Annotated in this window: 22 protein-coding genes; 3 read left to right on the plus strand and 19 right to left on the minus strand. The window is 61.8% G+C overall.

Annotated elements, in window-relative coordinates; genetic code table 11:
• On the minus strand, window positions 1-125 hold a 125-nt coding region (locus ACJ8M3_RS16540), incomplete at its 3' end, for a hypothetical protein (RefSeq protein ID WP_144334738.1).
• Between the two features lie 238 nt (window positions 126-363).
• On the opposite strand from ACJ8M3_RS16540, the gene ACJ8M3_RS16545 reads away from it, so the two are divergent.
• Window positions 364-1,116, plus strand: coding sequence for a M48 family metallopeptidase (locus ACJ8M3_RS16545; RefSeq protein WP_004937650.1), 753 nt, complete (start codon window positions 364-366; stop codon window positions 1,114-1,116).
• 41 nt (window positions 1,117-1,157) lie between these two features.
• Here ACJ8M3_RS16545 and ACJ8M3_RS16550 read toward each other — a convergent pair whose 3' ends face one another.
• The 14 genes from ACJ8M3_RS16550 to ACJ8M3_RS16615 all read right to left on the minus strand — a co-directional run bounded on the left by ACJ8M3_RS16550 (window position 1,158) and on the right by ACJ8M3_RS16615 (window position 14,264).
• Window positions 1,158-2,798 carry a thiamine pyrophosphate-binding protein gene (locus ACJ8M3_RS16550; RefSeq protein ID WP_033644932.1) on the minus strand — a complete coding sequence of 547 codons (1,641 nt, stop codon included), beginning with the start codon at window positions 2,796-2,798 and terminating at the stop codon, window positions 1,158-1,160.
• Between the two features lie 52 nt (window positions 2,799-2,850).
• Window positions 2,851-4,320, minus strand: a complete 1,470-nt coding sequence (locus tag ACJ8M3_RS16555; RefSeq protein WP_089197411.1) for an aldehyde dehydrogenase — start codon at window positions 4,318-4,320, stop codon at window positions 2,851-2,853.
• Between the two features lie 16 nt (window positions 4,321-4,336).
• The gene (locus ACJ8M3_RS16560) at window positions 4,337-5,131 is read right to left on the minus strand and encodes an aspartate dehydrogenase (protein ID WP_033644723.1); all 795 of its coding nucleotides are present in this window, start codon (window positions 5,129-5,131) and stop codon (window positions 4,337-4,339) included.
• Between the two features lie 15 nt (window positions 5,132-5,146).
• Window positions 5,147-5,941 (minus strand): SDR family oxidoreductase, encoded by a 795-nt coding sequence (locus ACJ8M3_RS16565; RefSeq protein ID WP_033644722.1) that lies wholly within the window; start codon window positions 5,939-5,941, stop codon window positions 5,147-5,149.
• Entirely contained in the window at window positions 5,938-6,756 is an 819-nt protein-coding gene (locus tag ACJ8M3_RS16570; protein WP_033644720.1) for an alpha/beta fold hydrolase, read from the minus strand. Before ACJ8M3_RS16570 ends, ACJ8M3_RS16565 begins: the two co-directional genes overlap by 4 nt.
• Window positions 6,756-7,280 (minus strand): cupin domain-containing protein, encoded by a 525-nt coding sequence (locus ACJ8M3_RS16575; protein WP_004937634.1) that lies wholly within the window; start codon window positions 7,278-7,280, stop codon window positions 6,756-6,758. The genes ACJ8M3_RS16570 and ACJ8M3_RS16575 overlap by 1 nt, the downstream gene beginning before the upstream one ends.
• Window positions 7,281-7,448: 168 nt before the next feature.
• Window positions 7,449-8,705 (minus strand): MFS transporter, encoded by a 1,257-nt coding sequence (locus ACJ8M3_RS16580; protein ID WP_033652738.1) that lies wholly within the window; start codon window positions 8,703-8,705, stop codon window positions 7,449-7,451.
• A gap of 23 nt (window positions 8,706-8,728) precedes the next feature.
• Entirely contained in the window at window positions 8,729-9,940 is a 1,212-nt protein-coding gene (locus tag ACJ8M3_RS16585) for an NAD(P)/FAD-dependent oxidoreductase (protein WP_042785343.1), read from the minus strand.
• Window positions 9,937-10,878, minus strand: coding sequence for a VOC family protein (locus ACJ8M3_RS16590; protein WP_033644717.1), 942 nt, complete (start codon window positions 10,876-10,878; stop codon window positions 9,937-9,939). Before ACJ8M3_RS16590 ends, ACJ8M3_RS16585 begins: the two co-directional genes overlap by 4 nt.
• Before the next feature lie 109 nt (window positions 10,879-10,987).
• Window positions 10,988-11,782 (minus strand): IclR family transcriptional regulator, encoded by a 795-nt coding sequence (locus ACJ8M3_RS16595; protein ID WP_033639418.1) that lies wholly within the window; start codon window positions 11,780-11,782, stop codon window positions 10,988-10,990.
• Between the two features lie 37 nt (window positions 11,783-11,819).
• Window positions 11,820-12,575: an SDR family oxidoreductase gene (locus ACJ8M3_RS16600; RefSeq protein WP_089197412.1), complete on the minus strand. Its 756-nt coding sequence runs from the start codon at window positions 12,573-12,575 to the stop codon at window positions 11,820-11,822.
• A complete protein-coding gene (locus ACJ8M3_RS16605; RefSeq protein ID WP_089197413.1) occupies window positions 12,572-13,615 on the minus strand; it encodes an aromatic ring-hydroxylating oxygenase subunit alpha in 1,044 nt (347 codons plus the stop codon). The genes ACJ8M3_RS16600 and ACJ8M3_RS16605 overlap by 4 nt, the downstream gene beginning before the upstream one ends.
• 20 nt (window positions 13,616-13,635) lie before the next feature.
• Complete coding sequence (locus ACJ8M3_RS16610) at window positions 13,636-13,944, minus strand: recombinase-like helix-turn-helix domain-containing protein (RefSeq protein WP_019456046.1); 309 nt, start codon at window positions 13,942-13,944, stop codon at window positions 13,636-13,638.
• A 2-nt stretch (window positions 13,945-13,946) separates the two neighbouring features.
• Window positions 13,947-14,264, minus strand: a complete 318-nt coding sequence (locus ACJ8M3_RS16615) for a non-heme iron oxygenase ferredoxin subunit (protein ID WP_004937614.1) — start codon at window positions 14,262-14,264, stop codon at window positions 13,947-13,949.
• Between the two features lie 397 nt (window positions 14,265-14,661).
• Between ACJ8M3_RS16615 and ACJ8M3_RS16620 the strand changes: the two genes are divergently transcribed.
• Window positions 14,662-15,903 carry an MFS transporter gene (locus ACJ8M3_RS16620; RefSeq protein ID WP_089197414.1) on the plus strand — a complete coding sequence of 414 codons (1,242 nt, stop codon included), beginning with the start codon at window positions 14,662-14,664 and terminating at the stop codon, window positions 15,901-15,903.
• Window positions 15,904-16,013: 110 nt separating this feature from the next.
• Here the strand turns inward: ACJ8M3_RS16620 and ACJ8M3_RS16625 are convergent, their stop codons facing one another.
• The 3 genes from ACJ8M3_RS16625 to speA all read right to left on the minus strand — a co-directional run bounded on the left by ACJ8M3_RS16625 (window position 16,014) and on the right by speA (window position 19,593).
• Window positions 16,014-16,166, minus strand: a complete 153-nt coding sequence (locus ACJ8M3_RS16625) for a Hok/Gef family protein (RefSeq protein WP_004937610.1) — start codon at window positions 16,164-16,166, stop codon at window positions 16,014-16,016.
• Window positions 16,167-16,501: 335 nt separating this feature from the next.
• Window positions 16,502-17,422: an agmatinase gene (speB, locus tag ACJ8M3_RS16630; protein ID WP_004937606.1), complete on the minus strand. Its 921-nt coding sequence runs from the start codon at window positions 17,420-17,422 to the stop codon at window positions 16,502-16,504.
• 194 nt (window positions 17,423-17,616) lie between these two features.
• The gene (gene speA / locus ACJ8M3_RS16635) at window positions 17,617-19,593 is read right to left on the minus strand and encodes a biosynthetic arginine decarboxylase (protein ID WP_028127388.1); all 1,977 of its coding nucleotides are present in this window, start codon (window positions 19,591-19,593) and stop codon (window positions 17,617-17,619) included.
• Between the two features lie 908 nt (window positions 19,594-20,501).
• Between speA and metK the strand changes: the two genes are divergently transcribed.
• Entirely contained in the window at window positions 20,502-21,656 is a 1,155-nt protein-coding gene (gene metK / locus ACJ8M3_RS16640; protein ID WP_033644710.1) for a methionine adenosyltransferase, read from the plus strand.
• A gap of 124 nt (window positions 21,657-21,780) precedes the next feature.
• Here the strand turns inward: metK and ACJ8M3_RS16645 are convergent, their stop codons facing one another.
• Window positions 21,781-21,933 (minus strand): Hok/Gef family protein, encoded by a 153-nt coding sequence (locus ACJ8M3_RS16645; protein WP_004937594.1) that lies wholly within the window; start codon window positions 21,931-21,933, stop codon window positions 21,781-21,783.
• Between the last annotated feature and the right edge of the window lie 161 nt (window positions 21,934-22,094).

Raw genomic sequence — 22,094 nt, forward strand, 5'->3', positions numbered from 1 at the left:
CGCCACAGGACTTCGGCGATGTCCGCCATGCCCATAGGGGCCCCCGGGTGGCCGGAATTTGCTTTTTGTACGGCGTCCATGCTGAGTGCGCGGATGGCGTTGGCAAGCTCTTTACGAGAGGACATGTTTTACTCCAGGTCGGATAAAAAAAGCAGTCAAGTTCCCTATTTTCTCAGACTCCACATCACAACGGCAATCCCTAATGCCAAATGAGAGCGAGTTCACCACTTATTAGCACGATTGGACGCTTTTTCGGAATAACACTATTCTCGCCCCGTCTGGCGTACACTAGGCTCTTGCGGCAAGATAGCCTCAAAGCAAAATGACTCTTTTACCTTGTTACCTTCACAGGAAGATGGCGTTATGAAGATCCGTACCTCTTTGATTGCGTTGGGCATTGCCACCTTGGCAACCGGCTGTCAAAACCTGAATACCGAAACCCTGATGCAGTCCGGCGCGCAGGCGTTCCAGGCGGCGACCCTGAGCAACAACGACGTTAAGGCCCTGAGTGATAAATCCTGCGCCGAGATGGACAGCAAGGCACAAATCGCGCCGGCCGACAGCACCTATGCCAAGCGTCTCAACAAAATCGCTGCGGCGCTGGGCGACAACATCAACGGCACCCCGGCCAACTACAAGGTCTACGTGACCAAAGACGTCAACGCCTGGGCGATGGCCAACGGCTGTATCCGCGTTTACAGCGGCCTGATGGACATCATGAACGACAACGAAGTGGAAGGCGTGCTGGGCCACGAAATGGGCCACGTGGCGCTGGGCCACACCCGTAAAGCGATGCAGGTGGCTTACGGCACCGTGGCGCTGCGCACCGCGGCGTCCTCCGCCGGCGGCGTTATCGGCTCGCTGTCGCAGTCGCAGCTGGCGGACATCGGCGAGAAGCTGGTCAGCGCCCAGTTCTCGCAGAAGCAGGAAAGCGAAGCGGATGATTACTCGTTCGATCTGCTGAAAAAGCGCGGCATCGATCCGAACGGCCTGGCCACCAGCTTCGAAAAACTGGCCCAAATGGAAGCCGGCCGTCAGAGCAGCATGTTCGACGATCACCCGTCTTCCCAAGCGCGCGCGCAGCACATTCGCGATCGCATCGCGGCAGAGAAGTAACAACGAGAACGCCCGGCAACCGCCGGGCGTTTTTTATCGTATCAATACAGGGTTTTCTGCGGCGGCCCGGCGAAGGTCAGCGGCCCGACCTGCTTCATGTCCACCTCAACCACCGACGGCCCCGGGTAGTTGATCGCTTCGGCCAGCACGCCGTTGAACTGCGCCGCCGCCTCGACCTTCCAGGCTTTCAGCCCCATCGCTTCGGCTATTTGAGTAAAGGCCGGCGTATGCAGCTCGTTGTAATACTGGCGCCCGGCGAAATACTTGTCCTGAATGCCGCGCATCACGCCATAGCCGCCGTCGTTCATGATCAGCAGGGTGATGTTCACCTGTTCCTGCGCCATGGTCGCCAGTTCCCCAAGGCCCAGCGCCAAACCGCCATCGCCCACCAGCCCCACCACCTTGCGCTGCGGGTTGGCGATCGCGGTGCCGATCGCCATCGGCAGCCCCATGCCGATAGCACCGGCCAGCGAGTGAATGTTGCACAGCGGCGAGATCGCGCGGAACAAACGGCTGCCCCAGACGCTGCCGGATACGGTGATATCGCGCACCAGCAATCCGTCCTGCGGCAGCGCGGCGTCGATGGCGTCGTTGAGTTTGGCGTATTCACCGGACTGCTGACGCAACGCGCTCTCCGCCTGCTGCACCGCCCCCGCGATCTCGACATCCCACTCGGCGTTGACCTTCTCGCCGGGGCTCAGCCGCGCCGCCAGCGCGGCCAGCAGCGCCGCACAGTCGCCATTGATCTGCTCATCGGCCAGGTAGTTGCGGTTGGCCGCCGCCGGATCGATATCAATCTGCACCAGCGGGCGCGGCAGCGGCAGCGTCCAGGTGCGGGTCTCATTACTGCGCAGCCGTGAACCGGCCACCAGCGTCAGGTCGCACTGCGTCAGGATAGCCTCGATGCTCGGCGAGTTGTGGAACGCCCGCAGGCTGCGCGGATGGCTGTCCGGCAGAATGCCACGCCCGTGGGTGCTGGAGATCACCGCCACGCCGGCGTCCGCCAGCTTGCGCACCGCATCGCCGCAGGCCAACGCGCCGCCGCCCAGCCACAGCAACGGGCGCTTGGCCTGTTTCAGCCGCTGATGCAGCCGCTCCACCGCCGCATCGTCCGCCTTCGGCAGCGGCGCCGGCGCCAACGCTTCGGTCAGCACCGAGCGGGAAACCAGGCTGCTTTGGATATCGATCGGGATCTCGACCGCCACCGGGCCGCAGGGCACGGTTTGCGCATCCAGGATCGCTCGCTGGATCACCGCCACCGCCTGTTCCGGCGAATTGACCCGGTAGGCGCGCTTGGAGCAGGCGCGCAGAAAACCGAGCTGATCCCGGGTTTCATGAATAAACCCGGCGTCGGCGTCCAGATAGGCTTTTTCTACCTGGCCGGTGATATGCAACAGCGGCGTGTTGGCGTTAAGCGCTTCAATCATCGCCCCCACCGCGTTGCCCGCGCCGGCGCCGGTGCTGGTCAACGCAACGCCCAGGCCGGAGAAGCGCCCATGCGCATCGGCCATGGTGACCGCGCCCGCTTCGCCGCGCGCCGGCACGAAACGAATTTTATCGCGCTGCCCCACCGCATCGGCGATCGGCAGATTATGAATCGAAATGATGCCGTACATCGCCGACACCGCGTACTGTTCCAGAGTCCGGGCTATCGCCTCGCCAACCGTGATTTTATCGCTCATCATCTGCCTTCTTAGGGTAGTCGTTATTAGGGTTATGCGTAGAGGTGTCGGCCTAGTCGCTCCAGCGGTTCACCTGATGGCTCAGCGCCAGATACACGCTTTTCTGCTGCATGTAGGCCTTGATGCCGTTCAGGCCCTTTTCGCGGCCCAGCCCGCTTTCCTTGAAACCGCCGAACGGCGTGGAAATCGAGAACGTTTTGTAGGTGTTGACCCAGACGGTGCCGGTTTCCAGCCGCTCCGCCAGCGCCATCGCCCGTGGGAAATCGCGGCTCCAGATGCCGGCCGCCAGGCCGTACACCGAGTCGTTGGCCTGTTCGATCAGCTGTCGCTCGTCGTCGAACGGCAGCGCCACCAGCACCGGCCCGAAGATCTCCTCTTGGCAGACGCGGGCGTCGTTGTTCAAACCTTCAATAATGGTCGGCAGGTAATAGCTGCCGCTCGCCAGTTGCGGATCGGCCGGCGCTTCACCGCCGATGACCACCCGGCCGCCCTCCTGCCGCGCCAGCGCCACGTAGTCCGCCACGCTTTGCCGATGTTTGGCGCTGATCAGCGGGCCGAGATGCACGCCCGGCACCAGCGGGTTGCCGATGCGCAGCCCCGCCGTCAGTTCGGTCAAGCGTGCCAGCAGCGGCTGATACAGCGAACGATGCACGAACAGCCGCGAACCGGCGATGCACGCCTGGCCGGCGGAGCTGAAAATGCCGTAGCAGATGCCGCGCGCCGCCTGCTCCAGATCGGCGTCCTCCAGCACGATGGTCGGCGATTTACCGCCCAGCTCCAGCGAGGTGGGGATCAGCTTGTCGGCGGCGATGTGCGCCAAATGGCGCCCGGTGCTGGTTCCGCCGGTAAAGGCGATCTTTTTCACCAACGGATGGCGTGCCAACGCCTCGCCGATCACCGAACCTTTGCCCGGCAGCACGCTGAGCAGCCCGGCAGGAAGCCCCGCCTGTTCGAACAGCTCGGCCAGCTTCAGCGCCATCAGCGGCGTGGCTTCGGCCGGTTTGAGCACCACCGCGTTGCCCGCCGCCAGCGCCGGCGCCACCTTCTGCATTTCGCTGGCGATCGGTGAGTTCCACGGCGTAATGGCGGCGATCACCCCCATCGGTTGATATTGGCTGAGCGTCATCACTTCGGCGCTGCGCGGGGTCGGCAGCTCGCCCTCCAGCACTTCGCAAGTGGCGGCGAAGTAACGCGCGGTCGCCGCCGCGCTGGCCACCAGCCCGCGGGTCTCCGCCAGCGGCTTGCCGTTGTCGCGCGTCTGCAGCTCAGCCAGCTCTTCCTGCTGCGCCAGGATCAGGTTGCTCACGCGGTAGAGAATTGAGGCGCGTTGGTGCGGCACCAGCCCACGCCATTCCGGCGCGCGCCAGGCTTTTTCCGCCGCCTCAACCGCCTCGTTGACATCCTCGACGTTAGCGGCGCGCAGCCGCGCGTTGACGCTGCCGTCGGCCGGGAATACCGAAGCCATCTCTTCGCCGCGCCCTTCACGCCAGCGCCCGGCGACAAAAATATTCAATCGTTCCATGCTCCGCTCCTGCCGTTCAGGCAATAAAACCGCCGTCCACCAGACGGCGGCAGGCTTGTACCGCGCTCAGCGCCGCCAGGGTTGATGTTTTGGGATTGCTCGCCAGCGGGGTGCCGCTCAGCTCGATGTGAAACTCGCCAAAGTCGCCGCACACCTGCAGGCGATGGGTATTGCGTCGGGTGGCGGGATCGACCTGCAGGCGTACCCGAGTGGCGTCCATCCCCAGGCCGTTGAGAGCAATGGTGGCCGCCACGTTGGCGTTGGCCGGGAATAAACGCGCCGCTTCACGCGCCGACCCTTCAAAAAATACCTGCGCTTCGCTCACCGCATCGAGATCTATCAACTGTTCCGCCGGGCTGCCGCGCCAGCTGGCCGGACTTTTGCTGGCCTGATAGGTCACGCTCTCCAGCCCGCCTTCGCGCGCCGACGCCAGCCCGTCCATGCCCGCCACCGCGCCGGACAGCACGATCAGTTGCCCGTGATGGCTGCGGCAGGCCTGCTGCAACCGCTGTTGCAATGCGGCGTCCGCCAGCGCGCCGGTCGAGATCAGCGCCAGCGGCCAGCCGCGCTGCAGCACCGCTTCGCCAAACTCCGCCACCGCCTGCTGGCTGGCGCACTCCAGCACCAGATCCGGCCGCTGCGAACACTGCTCCGGATGGGTCAGTGCCTGCACGCGCCCAGCAAAAGCCTCATCGATCGCCGCATGATGAGCTGCGCGCGCCAGGATCCAGCCGACCTCCACGCCTTCAGGCAAACGGGCGATCACTTCCTTCGCCATCGCGCCATAGCCAATCATCATGATCTTCTTCATCTTTTTCGGCCCCTGCTACACATGGCGGTTAAAGCCGCCGGAAACGTCCAGCGCCGCGCCGGTGGTAAAGGAAGCCAGCGGCGAAGCGAGGAACAGCAGCGCCTGCGCCGGTTCCTGCGGCTTGCCGAGGCGCTTCATCGGGATGCCGCGGCGTTCGGCGATCGCCGCCGTCCACTGCTCCCAGCTTTGATCTTTATCGCTGCGATCGTCGAAACGGCGGCGCCATTGGCCCGACTCCACCATCCCCAGCAAGATCGAGTTAACCCGAATGCCTTTGCCCACCAGCTCTTTCGACAGCGTCAACGTCATATTGAGCAGCGCGGCGCGCGCCGCCGAGGTGGCGATCATGTGTTCTTCCGGCTGCAGCGCCAGCAGCGAGTTCACGCAGGTGATAGACGCGATATCCGATCGTTCCAGCGCCGGTAAAAACGCCTGCACCGGGTTGATCACGCCGAACAGCTTCAGCTCTGCCTCATGCAGCCAGGCTTCGCGCGGCGTCTGGTCAAAGTGGGCGACGAAGCCCTGACCGGCGTTGTTGATCAGCAGATCCACGCCGCCGAAACGCGCCGTCACCTGAGCGGCGAACTGCGCCACCTGCTGCGCATCCAGCACGTCGCAGCGCAGCGCCAGGATCTCCGCCTGCGGGAAGTCCGCGCGCAGGCTGGCCTCCGCGCCGGCCAGTTTGTCCGGATCGCGGCCGCAGAACGCCACCTTCGCCCCTTCGGCCAGCAGCAGTTTCAGGGTTTCGAAACCGATGCCCGATGAGCCGCCGGTCACCACCGCCACCCGATCCTCAAGCTGAAAATTCATCGTTGGATTGCTCCCGTAAAATCCCGCAGATAGCGGTTGAAACACGCCGGCGCATCGAGGTAGCTGGCGTGACCGGCGGCGGCAATCAGGCGCAGCGTCGCGTCTTGCTCACGCGCCAGCTCGGCCGCCTTCTCCGGCGGCGTAATGCGATCCTGTTCACCGCACCACACTTCCAGCGGGCCGCGATAGCGCGCCAGATAGCGGCCAATATCATCGTTGGCCAGCATCCAGGCGGCACTCAGAAAACCGTCGGGATCGAGCTGCTGCATGCCGTTACGCACCCAGGCGATATCCTGCGGATCCGCACCTTCGCGCAGCAAGGCCGCCGCCCGCTGCTCGCCGTAGCCCACCGGCCCCAGCGTCTCCATCATCTGTTGGCGCTGGCCGTACACCTGTCGGCGTTTTTCCTCCGGCGCCGCGGCATAGCCCTGCGCCGGATCCGCCAACACCAGCCCACATAGCCCGTCCGGATAGCCGGCGGCGTAGGCGCTGCCGATCAGCGCTCCCAGCGAATGGCCGACGATCAGCGGCTGCGCCAGCTGCAGTTCATCAATCAGCGCCGCCAACGCCGCCGCATAACCGGCGGCGTCAGCCTGCGGATCCGCCAACGGCAGGCTGCCGCCGTAGCCCGGCGCGTCCCACGCCAACAGACGATGACCGTCCGTCAGGCCGCTGTCGTTAAACTGCTTGATCCACGAGGCGGATCCGGAACTGATGCCATGCAGCAACACCACCGGCCGCCCCTGCCCGGCCTCGCGCCAGCTCAGGGTATACGCCCCGCAGCGCGCCCGTTGGCGTTGCGACAGGCCGCTCATCAGTTACGCTTCACTTTAGACAGCGGGTGGTCCGCCGGATAAGTCGGGATCTCCGGTTTGGCGGTGCCGAGCATCACGCACATCAGCGCCTCTTCCTCGCCGTGGTTGAACAGGCCGCGATACACGCCCGCCGGCACCGAGATCAAATCGCGCTCTTTCAGCCTGGTTTCGTAATACTCTTCGCCATCCTGGATCATCAGCGTGATGCTGCCTTTCAGCATGAAGAACACTTCTTCCACGTCGTCGTGCAGGTGCAACGGGCCCTCGCACTTCGACGGCAACACCATGGTGGAGAAGGTGAAATTGCCCGCCGGAATGGTGTTGGCGTCGCTGGCCACGCCGGTGGCGCCGGTGCCGATGTAGCGCATCTGCGCGCGGCGGTATTTCGGGTCGAAATCGGCCTGGAATTTCAGCGCGTTCCAGTCGTATTTGCGGCCTTCGAAACGGGCGATGCGCGACTCCACCCAGTTTTCCATCGACAGATCCTGCGGCTTGACGCCGGCTTTGTTCTCAACCTGAGACATGTTGTCACTCCTCTGTTGAATCAAATGGTTATCCCCTTCGTCTTTCACGCTGTGGCGTTGTTGGCTGCATTCGTTCGCACCAGTCACTTACCGCAGTAAGCTCCTGGAGACTCACGAACTTGCCGCCTAGCCACAGCATGAAATCCATTGGGCTTAGCAATTGTTAATTCAGTACTTTCTCAGCAACGGCAGCAGAATGAGGCAGCCGACGAACGCCATCACCACCAGGAACAGCAGGCCGTTATCCATATTGCCGGTGGCGGCGATCAACGCCCCCATCAGCACCGGCGCCAGCGCGCCGGCAAAATTGCCCAGTCCATTGAAAATGCCGCCGGCGGTGGCGCTGACCTTGCTGCTGGTCGCCTTCGCCAACAACGCGAAAATATTCGGCGCGCCGGCGCCCCACATAAAGGTGCTGAAAGCCATGGCGGCGATCACGCTGTAAGTGCCCTGCAGGTGCAGCACCACCGCCAGGCCAAGGCCGGCGCCGCACAGCGACAGGAAGCAGGCCAGCGCACGCCGATCCAGCTTGTCCGACAGCCAGGCGCCCAGCACTTCACCGAGCAGCATGGCGATGAACGGCAGCGAAGAGAGGTAACCGGCATGTTCCAGATGAATGCCTTTGCCCTTGATCAGATAGCTCGGCAACCAGCCGTTCATGCCCCACAGGTAGGTCAGGAAGGCGATATTGAACAGGCAAATCATCCAGAAATGCGGGCTGCGCAACAGCTCGCGGCGATGCTGTTGGCGTTCGGACACCGCCGGCTTGGCCGCCGCCGCCGGACGCGACACGTTCAGGTGGCGCATGCCGAACAGCACCAGCAACATCACCGGCAGTGTCAGAAACGCCATAAAGAAGAAGGTGGCCTGCCAGTCGAAGGTATTGAGGATGTACAGGGTGACCGGGAAGCCGAGCGCGGCCCCGAGCGGCGTGCCGAGCAGCCACAGCATGGTGGCGCGCGCCTGCAGCTGCGGCGGGAAGGCCTGACGAATAATGGCGTAGGCCATCGGCAGCAGCGGCCCTTCGGCGATGCCGAGCAGAATGCGCAGCGTCATCATGGCGTGATAGGAGCGCACCAGCCCCATCAACACCATCAGCACGCCCCACACCACCATCATGCCAATCAATACTTTGACCGGATTAAGCCGATCGCCGATGCCGCTGAGCAGCATCGAGGAGATGCCGTAGGAGAACAGAAACGCGCTCATCAGCAACCCCAGCCGCGCCGGGTCAAAACCGATGCCCAGCGCCTGCTGAAACTCGGCGTCGGAAAACAGCGCCGCGATGCTGATTTTGTCGAAAAACGCCAGCAGCACGCAGGCGAACAGCGCGATCGGTACCGACCAGCGCACCCGCTGCTGCGGATTTTCGGCAACGGTTTCCCCCGCCCGTCCAGCGCGGGCGTCAATGTCTTGCGTAGTCATAAAACGCTCCCGAGGTTCGGGCGTTATTTCAACGCCATCAAAGAAAACTCCGCATCCGCCAGCTGCTGCGGATCCAGCACCCGGCCGCTCGCCAGCCAACGCTTGCCGAGTTTGATGGTGCGCGCGTCGTTGAACGCCACCATCTGCACCAGTTGCCGATCGGCGTTCAGCGTGAAGAACACCTGCGACTGCGGCGTGCGGCGCACCACATGGTGCACGCCGCCGCTCGGCACGCCGAGGATCTGGATATTGACGTCGTATTGATCCGACCAAAGCCAGGCCACGTCGTCATACGGAGCGGCGAAGGCGTCGAGCATTGCGCAGGCGGTGCTGATGGCCTGATTTTGCGCGTAGGCCCAGGACTGCAGGCACAGGCCGAGCGTCGGGTGGCGCGCCACATCGCCGGCGGCGAAGATTGCCGGATGGCTGGTGCGCCCCTGGCCGTCGACCACGATGCCGGACTCGATAGCCAGCCCGGCGCTGCGCGCCAGTTCGAGATTCAGCTCGACGCCGATCCCCACCACCACCAGATCGAAGGCCTGCGGATCGCTGACTTCGCTGCCGATCCAGGCGGCGCCGTCGCGATCTTCCAGCGAGATCTCGCCGCAGCCGCACAACACCGTCACGCCCTGCCGGCGATGCAGTTCGAGCAACGCCTGTGAGACATCGGCGCCGACGCTGCGCATGCACAGCGCAGGCTGGCGCTCAAACACCGTCACCTCAACGCCGAGACGGCGCGCAGAAGCGGCGATCTCCAGCCCGATCCAACCGCCGCCGACGATCGCCAGGCGACGGCAACTCTGCAGGCCCTGCCGCAACCGGGCCGCATCATCCCAGGAACGCAGCGTCATCACGCGCGGGTGCTGCGCCCAGGCGGCGCCCGGCAAACGCGGCCGCCCGCCGGTGGCGATCAGCAACTGCTCGAACTGCAGCCGTCGCCCGTCGCTGAGCGTGACGATTTGCTGTTCGGCGTCGATAGACTCGGCGCGCAGCGGGCGACGCCAGTCGATGTTCAGCTCCGCCACCGCCTGTTCGCTGAACAGCCGGCTCAGGGGAGCCGCGGCATCCAGCAGCGCCGCTTTCGACAGCGGCGGCCGCTCGTAAAAATCGTAGGGTTCGTCGCTTATCACCGTCAGCCGGCCGCTGTAACCCCGGTCACGCAGCGTCTTGGCCGCCCAACCGCCGGCCTGGCCGCCGCCGACGATGACAATGCCCGCCTGTTCCGGCCGGTTCATAACGCCTCCGCCTTTTTATGCTGGCGGCGCGTATCGTGATCGATGCCGCCTTCTACCGCCCATTCGGTGAAGGAGACCAGCGAATGTTCCAGCTCGCGCGGCTGCCAGTTTTCCGTCAGATAATCGTCGTTGGTGTAGTACTCGAACGCGCCGCCGGTCGGGCTGTTGACGTACCAGAAATACGCCGAGGAAATCGGGTGGCGGCCAGGGCCGATGAAGGTGCTCCACTGCTCTTTGTTCATGGCGATGCCGCCGCCGATCACTTCATGGATATCGCGCACGGTGAACGCCACATGGTTCAGGCCGCGTGGGCGGTTAGGCAGCTTCAGCAGGAACAGATTATGGTGGCCGCCGCGCGCCTGGGTGCGCAGGAAGACGGCGCGATCGATATAGCGATCGGAAACCTGGAAATCCAACAGCTCGCGGTAGAAACGCTCGGTCGCCGCCAGATCGTCAACGAAGAACACCACGTGGCCGATATTGATCGGCTGCGCCTGCGAGTAGACCGGGCTGGGTTGATCGATGCGGCGCACGTCGCCCCACTGGTTGATCGGCGTGACCGGCACTTCGACCGCCTGCTGGCGGCTGACGACGAAGCGCAGCGTCATGCCGTTGGGATCGCGGCATTCCAGCTCTTCCCCCACCTGACGAAAGCCGGGCATCAACGCCAAACGCGGCTGCAGACGCGCCAGATCCGCGGGCGATGCCACGCCCCAGGTCATGCGGCGCAGGGTGGAACCGCCTTCAAACGCCGCAGGCAGCGCCGCGCTTTGCAACGGGTGCAGAACGACCCGCGCCCCGCTCAGGGTAGTGAATTCGCGCTGCGGTTCGCCCCAATGTTGCGTGGCGGGCTGCAGGCCAAAGTCATGCATGAATTTTTCGCAGGTTGGCAGATCTTCGACGCCAAACTCCAGTTTTTCGATTCCGATTACGCTCATTGCTCAGCCTCACGTTCTCGCTGTATACGGTTTTCAGGCATGACTGAACCCCGGCCCCTGTTTGCTGTGGGCCTTATCCCTGCCTGAGTGAAAGAGTCGGTCCTGTCGGTTAGCCGACGTTGGCCTGCGGCGGCGCGCCGAGGAAGCCGGAAATTTTCTCCGCCGCATCGCGCACTTCCATGCGCAGCCGCTCGCGATCCGCTTTCGGGATCTCATCGGACGGCACCATGATGCTGACCACCGCCTCGACCCGCTGCTCACGGTTGAAGATCGGGTAGACGATCGAGGAGATGCCGTGGCGGAAGAATGATTCGCCGATCACATAGCCGCGCGCCTTGTCTTGCTGCACCATCTGCCACAGCGTTTCGCGATCCGCCGGGGTGCCCGGCGCGTTGCCCGGCAGCTGCTCGTCCGGATAGAGTTGTTCGAACTCGCTGCGGGTGGCGCTGGTCAACAACATGCGGCCAAGCGAGGTTTGGTGCACCGGCAAACGGGTGCCGACGCTGACCTGATTGATCTGAGAACCGGCGGCGCTGACGCGGGCGATATAGATCACGTCGCGCCCGTCGCGGATCGCCAGATGGCTGCTGCACTGGCTGCGATCGCGCAGCTGTTCGATCACCGGCTGGCCGGCCTGCGCGACGTCCAGCGACGCGATGTATTCGAAGCCGAGACGCAGCACCTTGATGCCCAGCGCGAAGGTATTGGTGCGCGGATTGCGCTCCAGAAAGCCCAGGTGCTCGAGCGTCTGCACCACGCGGTAGGCGGTGGCCTTCGGCATATCGACCAGGCGATGCAACTCGGCAAAGGTCATTTCCTTATGCTGCTCGCCAAACGCCAGCAGCAACTGCAATCCGCGATCCAGTCCCGGGATCAGATACTTACATGCTTGCTCGTCCGCCATCTTTCGCTCCTGCGCTGTGCGCCTGCCCTGCGGGCCGTCAGTTGAATACGAAGCCGCCGTTGACCGGCAGCAGTTGGCCGGTGACGAAATCCGCCAGCGGCGACAGCAGATAAAGCACCGTGCCGTTCACATCGTCCGGATGCTGCGCCCCGGCCAGCGCGCGCCCCTGCTCATACAGCTGATGGCGCTCGGCGGGCACATACTCGGTGGCTTCCACCCGCGTCAGGCCCGGCGCAATAGCGTTGACGCAGATGCCCTGCGGGCCCAGCTCGCGCGCCATCGATCTCGTCATCGCGATCACCGCGCCTTTGCTGGCGACATAGGCCATCAGGCGCGGCGCGCCCCACAGCGCGGTGTCCGACGCCACGTTGACGATCTTGGCGTGCGGGTTGCGCGCCAGCAGCGGCACCGCCGCCTGGCTCACCAACCAGGTGCCGCGCACGTTGACCTGCATTACCCGATCCCACAGATCGATGTCGTATTCCATCATGGTTTTACCGCCGACGCCGGTCGCCAGCGCCGCGTTGTTCACCAGCCCGTCGATCCCGCCGCCTGTGGCGATCTTCTCGAACGCCGAACGGATCGAATCCGGTGAGGCCAGATCGATGATTTGCGTTTCCACCTGAGCGCCCTGCTCACGCAGCGCAGCGCCGCTCGCCGCCAGCTCATCCGCCAAAATGTCGCACATCACCACCTGCGCGCCGGCAGCGGCAATGGCGGCGGCGAAGCTGTAGCCCAGACCGCGCGCCGCGCCGGTGACCATGATGCGCTTGCCGTTCAGCAGACCGTTCACTGCGCCGCCTCCCGCTCGTGCAGCGTCGCCAGCTGTTTCTGCGCCTCTTTCTGCATCAGGCGGCGCAGGCGCGACAGACCGACGTCGTGCTGGTACAGGTATTCGCGGCCACGGGCGTTAGGCGCCATGTTTTCAAGCACGATGCGATCCTGCTCGAGGACGTCCCAATGCAATGATTCCAAGCGATTGCGATACATGAAGCGCCACATGTCGCGCTGCCAGTCTTTGACCTTACGGATGCGCCAGAAGAATACCCGGCAGTGATCCTTGTCTTCCGGCACCACCATGCCGATGATCCAGAAGTGGCCGCCCGGCCCGAAACGTTTTTTGTACGGGATCGACAGACGCATCCAATACGCGCCGCTGTTGCCGAACTCCACCCAGTCGAAGTTGACGCCGATCTGGCCGTTTTTCTTGAAGATAAACCCGCTGTCGGTCGGCTCCAGCCCCATGTCCGCCTTGCGATCCCCTTCCGCCATCGAGTGCGAGGAAGAGTGCAGGTAGGTGCCGTGCATCGGATCCATCACGTTTTCCAGGGCGTATTGGTAGTTGCAGTTCCAACTGGCGGTACACAAGAAGTGGCTGTACGACGCTTCGTCCGCCAGCTCTTGCGGGAAAGTCAGCTCCGCCGGCGCTTCATCCGCCGTCACGCCAAAATAGAGGAACACCGCGCCGTAGGCTTCTTTGGCCGGGTAAGCGCGCAGGCATTTTTGCCCCACCAGCGGGCAGCGATCCACCGCCGGCACGTCTTTCACCGTCCCGTCGCCGCCGACTTCCACCCCGTGATACCAACAGGCGATGCGATCGCCGAGGTTCCACCCCATGGAAAGCCGCGCGCCGCGGTGCGGGCAGCGATCTTCCAACGCGTGTATCTGGCCTTCACCGTCGCGCCACACCACGATTTGTTGCTCAAGGCGGGTGATGCCGACCGGGTTGTTGCCTACTTCCCAACTGGCCAGCACCGGATACCACATGCCGCGCAGCCCCTGGTCAAGATAGTCCTGCAAGCTCTGTTCGGAGGATGTTGTGTTTGCTGTCATTGTCTTCTCCCGGGTGTCGATCAGAAACCGTTAACGTGAAGGAATTCGCGGAACGTCGCCTCATTCCACGGCTGGCCGCTGCGATCGAACAGGCGGCGCTGATTCAACGCGCTGACGATCTGTTCCAGCTCTTCCGCGCCCTGATCGAAAATCGTTTCCAGCGCCGCCACCAGCGCGGTTTCGAAACCGTCCGGCACCCGGGCACGGTTTTGCCACACAACGTTGCGGAACTGGCCCGGCTGATGGATTTGACCGTTGCCGCCTTCGCGGGCCGGCGTCACCTGTTGGGTGTCCGGCAGCCAGGGATTGAAATCGGTGATGTGCTGCATGATTACTCCTCCGCGATAAAGGTGATCTGGATTTGGTTGTCGACCACCCGGGTGGGATAGGTTTGCAGATCGCGGCCGCCCGGCTCGCGCAGGCACTGGCCGGTGCGCACGTCAAACAGCGCTTCGTGCAGTGGGCACTCAACCTTGCCGTCGTCTACAAACCCCTGGCTGAGCAAGGCGTAAGCATGCGGACAGACGTCTTCCAGCGCATAGTAGTTACCGTCGAGCAGGTAAACCCCGATCTCTTTGCCTTCCACTTTGCCGGAGAAAGGAAAATCTTCTTTCACCTGAGACACTTCGCACACATTCTTCCAGCTCATTGCTTTTATCCTCTATCTGATTGTTTCATATATGAAACTCAGTTTCTTATTTAATACAGTCACTATAAGTCTGGCGAAACTTTCGTCAAGCGAGCGGCGCGGCAAATGTTAATGAAAGGTTGTTTAAAAATGACAAATGCGGGAAGGATCACGAAATAATTCACCGATATGAAAAACCTATGTCAGTTGTGCGCTCTTCAGCTAATTTATGGCAAAAATTGCGTTGATCCTGGCGGCGCATTGCGCGTAAAAGAGTGCTCTCGCTGTCTTTTACACCCAATTTTATAACAATAAATTTACATAAATCGGCCTCATCCCCGCGTTTGCGCGTAATGGCATCCGCAGGTGAGTTTACTGCTGCCTGAATTCGTCAACCGCTCGCACTGAGGAACGCGCCGTGCAACAACGTCAACGCTGGTTTGGGGTGATTGCCCTGTTGTTTCTGATCGTTATCGCCTATGCGGATCGGGTTAATATCGCCGTGATGTTGGTCAATCCCGACTTCCTGCAACACTTTCAACTCGGCGGTGACCGCGCCCATCAGGGCACGCTGATGACGGTGTTTTTACTCGGTTACGGCCTGTCCGCCATGTTGCTGACACCGTTTCTGGAAACGCTGATGGGTTACCGCCGCGCGCTGACGCTGAGCGTCGTGCTGTGGGCGCTGTTCACCGCCGCGTCGCCGCTGGCGGGATCGCTGCTGTTGCTGTGCGCGGTGCGCGCGCTGCTTGGCGTCAGCGAAGGACCGCTGTTCTCGCTCAAGACCATGTACATCAGCGATCATTTCGCCGCCGACGAACGCGGCAAACCCAACGCGGTCAGCGCGCTGGGCGTCTCGTTGGGGCTGGTGATCGGCTTTCCGCTGGTGAGTTTTCTGATGGCGCACTTCGGGTGGGCGATGTCGTTTCACCTGCTGGCGCTGCTCAACCTGCTGTTGGGCCTGGCGCTGGTGCGGCTGTTCGTTCATCCGCTAGCCTTATCCTCATCTTCACGCCCCGCCGATCCTCAGCCGGTGTTGAGCCGCGTCTGGCATACCTTCGCGCTGGCCTGGCGCACGCCGATGCTCGGTTGGATCCTGCTGATCGAGATCGCCACGCTCAGCTATCTGTGGGGGTCCAGCGCCTGGTTGCCGGCCTACCTGACCGATGAAAAAGGATTCTCCATCAAGCAGATGGGATGGATGGCCGCACTGCCTTTCATCGTCAGCATCGCCTCAAAATACCTCGGCGGCGTGCTGCTCGATCGTATCCGCCCCTATCAGGCGCCGCTGATCTTCGTCTTTGGCGGCGCGGCGACCGCGCTGTGCATCTATGGCGTAATGAACAGCCATCAGCTTGGCTGGATCGCGTTCTTCCTGCTGGCGGCCAACGCCTGTTGGGGCGCGCAAGGCGCGGCGATCCCCACGCTGCTGCAGCATTATGCGCGGCCGGAGGCGGTCGGCAGCGCCTATGGGCTGATCAACGGCATCGGCAATCTGTTCTCGGCGTTCGTGCCGATGGCGATGGGCATGGTGATGGCCAGCCAGGGCAAGGTATCCTCGGGCTTTGCGGTACTGATCGCCTCGCAGCTGCTGACGCTGCTGGCGGGCGGCGCACTGTTTGGCCGCATGTTGCTGGCGCGCCAGGTGAAGCGGGCATAGCCTGTTCCCGCACCGTTGCGGCAGAGAAAGCCAATGGCCTTGAGAGGGTGCTCATGGATCTGGACGCCAACAACCAGCAGACGGGGGACATCCCCCGTCGCCGGGTTGCCTTACCGTTCGGATTCGTAAGCCAAAATGGCCGCAACCTCCGTAGTGCCCGATCGGATCCGCAGCTCGCACAGCGTGCTACGGGTTATCCATGCCAGTGATATTACCGTGGCACAAATAACCACCAGTTTTAACAGGCTCCGTTTGTTCGGCATCATGCCTTCTTCTCCTTGCCTCGCGGCGGGTAAGAGGCTAACTTAACGTTGCTGGCGTTAGAGTAGGCCTCGGGTTGATGAATATCGACTCGGGGCTTTTCTCTTTGTACCTTTCACGCAGGCTCCAGATACAAAGATCCAGAGCACCCGCCCGCAGTATATTCATCCTCTCCATTGTCCCGGTTCCTTTTCTCCGACTCAGTTTCATTTCTGCGCAAAATTGCGCAAAGGCGTTGCAACAGACTGAAAATCACAGTGCGGATGGCGACAAATGAAATAAAAAAAGCGGCCCCCATACAATGGAAGCCGCTTTTTCAGCGAGGCGTGGTCTGGCGTCAGGCGTGTTTCTTGGCCGCCTGCAGGTACAGCATCTCCAGGCCCAGGGTCGCCGCGGCCAGCGCGGTGATCTCGGACTGGTCATAGGCCGGCGCCACTTCCACTACGTCCATGCCGACGATGTTCAGCGACTGCATGCCGCGCACCAGTTTCAGCGCGCGATCGGAAGTCAGACCGCCGATCACCGGCGTGCCGGTGCCCGGTGCGAACGCCGGATCCAGGCAGTCGATGTCGAAGGTCAGGTACACCGGCATATCGCCGACGATGCCTTTGATCTGGGTCAGCAGGTCGTCCACGCTGCGATCGTTCACCTGCGCGGCGTCCAGTACGGTAAAGCCATTGTCGTGATCGAACTCGGTGCGAATGCCGATCTGCACCGAGTGGTGCGGATCGATCAGGCCTTCGTTCGGCGCATGATAGAACATGGTGCCGTGGTCGAACTTGCTGCCGTTGGCGTAGGTATCGGTATGGGCGTCAAAGTGCACCAGCGCCAGCTTGCCGAAATGCTTGGCGTGCGCACGCAGCAGCGGCAGGGTGACGAAGTGGTCGCCGCCGAACGAGAGCATGCGCTTACCGGCCTTCAGCAGTTTCTCCGCGTGCGCCTGCAGCTTGTCGCTCATGTCCTGCGCATCGCCGAAGTTGAACACGATGTCGCCGCAGTCAACCACGTTCAGGCGATCGCGCAGATCGAAGCTCCACGGCCAACGGTTGCCTTCCCAGGCCAGGTTGGTGGACACCTGGCGGATGGCCGCCGGGCCGTGACGGCCGCCGGCGCGACCGGAGGTCGCCATGTCAAACGGAATGCCGGTGATGACCCACTCTGCATCGCTGTCGTAAGGCATGAAGTTCAGCGGAAAGCGCAGGAAACCAAAGGCGTTGGACACTAATGAATTATCGGACTGATGGCCTAAGGTGCTCATAGTAAACCCTCGTAGTTCAACAAGTTGCCGGGCGCAGACGCCGGGCCGTGACAAAAAAAAATCCCTCCCGCGTCGTTAGCCCGACGAGAAAGGGATTTATTCGATGTGTGTTTCGGTGCTACCGATACGGCAGATTATGGCCGCATTTTGTTCATGCTTCAAGGGGGCCGATATCGCCCCCCTGAAGAAGGCGGTTACTCGTCTTCCAGATACGTGTAGCCGTACAAGCCAGCTTCAAACTCTTCCAGGAACTGCGCCTGCAGCTCGCTGTCCAGATCGGTTTCTTTGACTTGATCGCGGAACTTGGACAGCAGCGCGCTCGGATCGAGCTGCACGTACTCCAGCATGTCCGCCACGGTATCGCCCTCGTCGGACAGCTCGGTCTCGACGCTGCCGTCCGGGAACACGTACACGTCAACCGAGGCGGTGTCGCCGAACAGGTTGTGCATGTTGCCGAGGATCTCCTGGTACGCACCGACCATGAAGAAGCCCAACGCCGGCGGGTTCTCCGGATCGTATGGCGGCATCGGCATGGTGGTCGCCACGCCGTCGCCGTCGACGTAATGGTCGATGGTGCCGTCGGAATCGCAGGTGATGTCGAGCAGCACCGCACGGCCTTCCGGCGGCTTATCCAACCCTTCCAGCGGCAGCACCGGGAACAGCTGATCGATGCCCCAGGCATCCGGCATCGACTGGAACAGCGAGAAGTTGACGTAGAACTTGTCCGCCATGCGCTCTTGCAGTTCGTCGATGATAGGACGGTGCGCGCGGTTGCTCGGATCGAGCTGCTGCTGGATCTTGTTGCAGATGTTCAGATACAGCTGCTCGGCCCAGGCGCGCTTGGTCAGGTCCAGCATGCCGTGCGCGTATTGGGTATGCACGTCGTGCAGATCCATCTGGCTGTCGTGCAGCCATTCGCGCAGCGAGCGGCGGTTTTCCGGCTCGTTCATTTCCAGCCAGGTTTCCCACATGCTTTCCAGCGCGCGCGGCGCGTCGGCTTCCGGCGGCTGCGGTTCGCTGAACTCGTTGCGCTCTACGCCGATCACGTTGGAGACCAGCACCGTGTGGTGCGCGGTCACGGCGCGACCGGACTCGGTGATCACCGTCGGGTGCGGCAGGCCGTGTTCGTTACAGGCGTCGCCGATGCCCCAAATCACGTTGTTGGCGTATTCGTTCAGGCCGTAGTTGACCGAGCAATCGGACTGCGAACGGGTGCCTTCGTAGTCGACGCCCAAGCCGCCGCCCACGTCGAAGCACTGAATGTTGACGCCCAGCTTGTGCAGCTCAACGTAGAAGCGCGCCGATTCGCGTACACCGGTGGCGATGTCGCGAATATTGGCCAGCTGCGAGCCCAAATGGAAGTGCAGCAGCTGCAGGCTGTCGAGGCGGCCCGCTTCACGCAGGGTTTCCACCAGCTTCAGCACCTGCACCGCCGCCAGACCGAACTTGGATTTTTCGCCGCCGCTCGACTGCCATTTGCCGGAGCCTTGCGATGCCAGACGCGCACGCACGCCCAGGCGCGGTATGACGTTCAGCCGTTCGGCTTCTTCCAGCACCAGATTGATCTCGGACATCTTCTCGATCACCAGGTACACCTTGTGCCCCAGCTTTTCCCCGATCAGCGCCAGACGAATATATTCACGATCTTTATAACCATTACAGACGATCACCGAGCGGGTCATGCCGGCATGCGCCAGCACCGCCATCAGTTCGGCCTTTGAGCCGGCTTCCAGCCCCAGCGGTTCGCCGGAGTTCACCAGCGATTCAATCACGCGGCGATGTTGGTTCACCTTGATCGGATACACCAGGAAATAGCCGCCCTGGTAACCGAAGGACTCACGCGCGCGTTTGAACGCGGCGTTGATAGAGCGCAGGCGATGCTGAAGGATCTGCGGGAAGCAGAACAGTGCCGGCAGACGTTGGCCGTCTTTCTGGCGCGTTTTCACCAGTTCTGCCAGATCGACGCGCGCCTGCGGGACATCCGGATCCGGGCACACGCTGATATGGCCCAGCTCGTTGACGTCATAGTAATTGTTGCCCCAGTAGGCGACGTTATAAGTACGCAGCATCTTGCTGGCATTACGATCATTCATGGCAACCTCCTGCATGGAGCGCAAAGATAAAGACTCGCCCGCAACCGGCGGACGGTGAATCAACAGATCATCAGACATGGTTCGCCTCACATTCCGTACTGACGAAACCGTCAGCCACTATCGCAGCTACAACCCGCGAGAACAACCCAACAAGCCGCGCCGGCGGCAGCGAAGAGAACTGCCGTTCGCGGTCAGCGATCGGTTTATCACTCATATAATTGTAAGACACCCTGTTCAAACCTCGTGAATCGGGCCAAGAAACATCCCACAGGAAGGCTGCAGGCTACCCTTGTTCAGTTCTTCAGACGACCGTTAGCCGGCCCGAGAATCCTGAGTAGCGGCCAAGTGTTTATCGCACCTGGTAAGTGACAGAGAGACAAGACGGGAAATAGCAGAAGAATGTGCGCCAGAACGGCACTGCTGTTGAGAACCAACAACCGGTAGACAACGGATCATTAATCCAACCACCTCCACGCGCGCCGTTCGGAGTGAACGACCCAGCCTCTAAAATAGTGTAAGAACGTGACCGTTCGATGAAGCGGCGGCGCCACGGCGAACGCCCGCGACGGATAATAGCGCAATGCCGACGAATGCAAAGCGGAAGTTTACCGTACCTTCCCCCACGCCAGACCGCCGTACTGTGCAGCAAATGAACCGCGCGCGCAGTTTATACCGGTAAGCAGGTTAAAAAGCAAAATGAAAATTCGCCGAAAACTGTTTCAAGCGATGAAAATGGCGCCAACCCGTTTGCGCAAAAGAGCGAAAGCGCAAAAAATTACTGGCAATCTGGCTAAACCCTGACCTAAAATAGACGTCCAGATGTTAATCCATCTATACTGGTTAACTGATAAACTGCTTAACGGCTTTGCCTGAGGGGCGTTGCAGGATGCATCTCGCGCCATCAGCGGAAGACCCTTCGCTTCGATGCCGGATCTCCAGCGCTGTGCAGTAATTTCTAACCCGTCTTATGCAAGGTAAAGAACACAATGGCTAAACACCTCTTCACGTCCGAATCCGTCTCCGAAGGACATCCAGATAAAATCGCCGATCAGATCTCCGATGCCGTCCTCGACGCCATCCTGGAACAAGATCCGAAAGCGCGCGTCGCCTGCGAAACTTACGTGAAAACCGGTATGGTGCTGGTCGGCGGTGAAATCACCACCAGCGCCTGGGTCGATATCGAAGAGATCACCCGCAAGACCGTGCGCGAGATCGGCTACGTTCATTCGGACATGGGCTTTGACGCCAACTCCTGCGCAGTGTTGAGCGCCATCGGCAAGCAATCCCCGGATATCAATCAGGGCGTTGACCGTACCGATCCTCTCGAGCAGGGCGCCGGCGATCAGGGCTTGATGTTTGGCTACGCCACCAATGAAACCGACGTGCTGATGCCTGCGCCTGTCACCTACGCGCACCGTCTGGTGCAGCGCCAATCCGAAGTGCGTAAGAACGGCACCCTGCCGTGGCTGCGCCCGGACGCGAAGAGCCAGGTGACCTTCCAATACGACGACGGCAAAATCGTCGGCATCGACGCCGTCGTTCTGTCCACCCAGCACTCAGAAGACATTTCGCTGAAAGATCTGCAAGAAGCGGTGATGGAAGAGATCATCAAGCCGGTACTGCCGGCGGAATGGCTGACGGCGGGCACCAAATACCACATCAACCCGACCGGCCGTTTCGTTATCGGCGGCCCGATGGGCGACTGCGGCCTGACCGGCCGTAAGATCATCGTCGACACCTACGGCGGCATGGCTCGCCACGGCGGCGGTGCCTTCTCCGGTAAGGACCCGTCCAAGGTTGACCGTTCCGCGGCATACGCGGCGCGCTACGTGGCGAAAAACATCGTCGCCGCCGGCCTGGCCGATCGCTGCGAGATCCAGGTGTCTTACGCTATCGGCGTAGCGGAACCGACCTCCATCATGGTGGAAACCTTCGGTACCGAGAAAGTGCCAACCGAACAACTGACGCTGCTGGTGCGCGAATTCTTCGATCTGCGCCCATACGGCCTGATCCAGATGATGGATCTGCTGCAGCCGATCTACCGCGAAACCGCCGCCTACGGCCACTTCGGCCGCGAACACTTCCCATGGGAAGCGACCGACAAAGCTGCACAGCTGCGCGATGCCGCCGGCCTGAAATAAGCCCCGACATCAACATGAAAAACGGCGAGCCAAGGCTCGCCGTTTTTATTGAACGGATGGGTGCTCATGGATCAACGCATCGACTGCCGGCCGGCGGAGGCAAAGCCCCCGCAGCCGGGTTGCCTTACCGTTCGGATTCGTAAGCCAAAATGGCCGCAACCTCCGTAGTGCCCGATCGGATACGCAGCTCGCACAGCGAGCTGCGGGTTATCCATGCCAGTGATATTACCGTGGCACAAATAACCACCAATTTTAACAGGCTCCGTTTGTTCGGCATCATGCCTTCTTCTCCTTGCCTCGCGGCGGGTAAGAGGCTAACTTAACGTTGTCGTGCGTTAGAGTAGGCCTCGGGTTGATGGATATCGACTCGGGGCTTTTCTCTTTGTACCTTTCACGCAAGCTCCAGAGACAAAGATCCAGAGCACCCGCCCGCAGTAT

The organism is Serratia sp. CY55921 (assembly GCF_052167655.1).
In the GTDB taxonomy this organism is placed as follows: Bacteria; Pseudomonadota; Gammaproteobacteria; order Enterobacterales; family Enterobacteriaceae; genus Serratia; species Serratia ureilytica.

Bases quoted from the DNA above. Each gene is read 5' to 3' on its own strand.
- ACJ8M3_RS16545 (WP_004937650.1), top strand. From the start codon at position 364: ATGAAGATCCGTACCTCTTTGATTGCGTTGGGCATTGCCACCTTGGCA.
- ACJ8M3_RS16550 (WP_033644932.1), bottom strand. From the start codon at position 2,798: ATGAGCGATAAAATCACGGTTGGCGAGGCGATAGCCCGGACTCTGGAA.
- ACJ8M3_RS16555 (WP_089197411.1), bottom strand. From the start codon at position 4,320: ATGGAACGATTGAATATTTTTGTCGCCGGGCGCTGGCGTGAAGGGCGC.
- ACJ8M3_RS16560 (WP_033644723.1), bottom strand. From the start codon at position 5,131: ATGAAGAAGATCATGATGATTGGCTATGGCGCGATGGCGAAGGAAGTG.
- ACJ8M3_RS16565 (WP_033644722.1), bottom strand. From the start codon at position 5,941: ATGAATTTTCAGCTTGAGGATCGGGTGGCGGTGGTGACCGGCGGCTCA.
- ACJ8M3_RS16570 (WP_033644720.1), bottom strand. From the start codon at position 6,756: ATGAGCGGCCTGTCGCAACGCCAACGGGCGCGCTGCGGGGCGTATACC.
- ACJ8M3_RS16575 (WP_004937634.1), bottom strand. From the start codon at position 7,280: ATGTCTCAGGTTGAGAACAAAGCCGGCGTCAAGCCGCAGGATCTGTCG.
- ACJ8M3_RS16580 (WP_033652738.1), bottom strand. From the start codon at position 8,705: ATGACTACGCAAGACATTGACGCCCGCGCTGGACGGGCGGGGGAAACC.
- ACJ8M3_RS16585 (WP_042785343.1), bottom strand. From the start codon at position 9,940: ATGAACCGGCCGGAACAGGCGGGCATTGTCATCGTCGGCGGCGGCCAG.
- ACJ8M3_RS16590 (WP_033644717.1), bottom strand. From the start codon at position 10,878: ATGAGCGTAATCGGAATCGAAAAACTGGAGTTTGGCGTCGAAGATCTG.
- ACJ8M3_RS16595 (WP_033639418.1), bottom strand. From the start codon at position 11,782: ATGGCGGACGAGCAAGCATGTAAGTATCTGATCCCGGGACTGGATCGC.
- ACJ8M3_RS16605 (WP_089197413.1), bottom strand. From the start codon at position 13,615: ATGACAGCAAACACAACATCCTCCGAACAGAGCTTGCAGGACTATCTT.
- ACJ8M3_RS16610 (WP_019456046.1), bottom strand. From the start codon at position 13,944: ATGCAGCACATCACCGATTTCAATCCCTGGCTGCCGGACACCCAACAG.
- ACJ8M3_RS16615 (WP_004937614.1), bottom strand. From the start codon at position 14,264: ATGAGCTGGAAGAATGTGTGCGAAGTGTCTCAGGTGAAAGAAGATTTT.
- ACJ8M3_RS16625 (WP_004937610.1), bottom strand. From the start codon at position 16,166: ATGCCGAACAAACGGAGCCTGTTAAAACTGGTGGTTATTTGTGCCACG.
- speB (WP_004937606.1), bottom strand. From the start codon at position 17,422: ATGAGCACCTTAGGCCATCAGTCCGATAATTCATTAGTGTCCAACGCC.
- speA (WP_028127388.1), bottom strand. From the start codon at position 19,593: ATGTCTGATGATCTGTTGATTCACCGTCCGCCGGTTGCGGGCGAGTCT.
- metK (WP_033644710.1), top strand. From the start codon at position 20,502: ATGGCTAAACACCTCTTCACGTCCGAATCCGTCTCCGAAGGACATCCA.
- ACJ8M3_RS16645 (WP_004937594.1), bottom strand. From the start codon at position 21,933: ATGCCGAACAAACGGAGCCTGTTAAAATTGGTGGTTATTTGTGCCACG.